The sequence below is a fragment of the Pseudomonas sp. SDO5522_S412 genome, from assembly GCF_054071215.1.
Map to the genome: position 1 here is coordinate 1 of NZ_JBSVWQ010000442.1, position 1,129 is coordinate 1,129.

The 1,129-nt window shown below is 60.7% G+C and carries 1 protein-coding gene; it reads right to left on the reverse strand.

Annotated elements, in window-relative coordinates:
- Window positions 1-83: 83 nt before the first annotated feature.
- On the reverse strand, window positions 84-1,043 hold the full coding sequence (gene yjiA, locus ACW9I6_RS32365; RefSeq protein WP_003215828.1) for a GTPase: 960 nt from the start codon (window positions 1,041-1,043) through the stop codon (window positions 84-86).
- Window positions 1,044-1,129 lie beyond the last annotated feature (86 nt).

The window sequence follows — 1,129 nt, forward strand, 5'->3', positions numbered from 1 at the left end:
GCGCTGTGTCAGTTGATGCATGGGCTGACTGATACACCGCTTTCGCGAGCAAGCCCGCTCCCACATTTTGACTGCGTTTCAAGTCAGGATTGGTAAACCCGCGCAAAGCCTTCGCGAATCTTCTCTTCCGGCAACTCGTCAGCAATAAACACAATCACACTTTCCCGCGCTTCGCCTTCGGCCCATTCGGTGTCCCAATCGAACCCGTAGAGCTTCAGCACGCCCTGGAACACCATGCGCCGGTCTTCCCCGGCAATGTTCAGCACGCCTTTGTAGCGCAGCAATTGCTTGCCGTGGTCTTCCAGCAGCTCGTTCATGAACTCGCTGAGTTTGTCGATATCCAGCGGCTGGTCAGTGCGCAGCACCAGGCTGGAAATACGGTCGATGGACGGCGCCTGGCTCACCGGGCGCAGGCTCATGCCGGCGTTGAGGTTGAAGCCGCGCACATCCAGCAGTTCGGCGAGGTCGATCTTGCCGTGTTCCACCACACGAATCGGCGCCCGGCGGTTGATACGAGTCAGGCGCTCGCTGAGGGCGTCGAAGGTGGCATCGTCCACCAGGTCGCGCTTGCTCACCAGCAGGCGGTCGGCAAACCCGATCTGCGCCTGGGCGATGGTCTGGGTCAGGTGGTGCTCGGCGTGGGCCGCGTCCACCAGGGTGATGATGCCGTCGAGGATGTAGCGCTCGCGCAGTTCTTCATCGATGAAAAAGGTCTGGGCCACGGGGGCCGGGTCGGCCAGGCCGGTGCACTCGATCACCAGGCGGTCGAACGCGATCTCGCCGCTGTCCAGGCGCTCCAGCAACAGGTACAGGGCCTTGGTCAGGTCAGTGTGGATGGTGCAGCACACGCAGCCATTGGACAGGGTCATGACTTGCACCGGCTCGCTGCCCAGCAATTGGGTGTCGATACCGGCGTCGCTGAATTCATTTTCGATCACGGCGATTTTCAAGCCGTGCTCGGCCTTGAGCAGGTGACGCAACAAGGTGGTCTTGCCAGCGCCGAGGAAGCCGCTGAGGACGGTGACGGGAATGGGAGAGGACAAAGAATTCTCCTTGAAGAAACACAAAACAAATGTGGGAGCGGGCTTGCTCGCGAAGGCGGCGTGTCAGTCAGCACATGCATCACTGA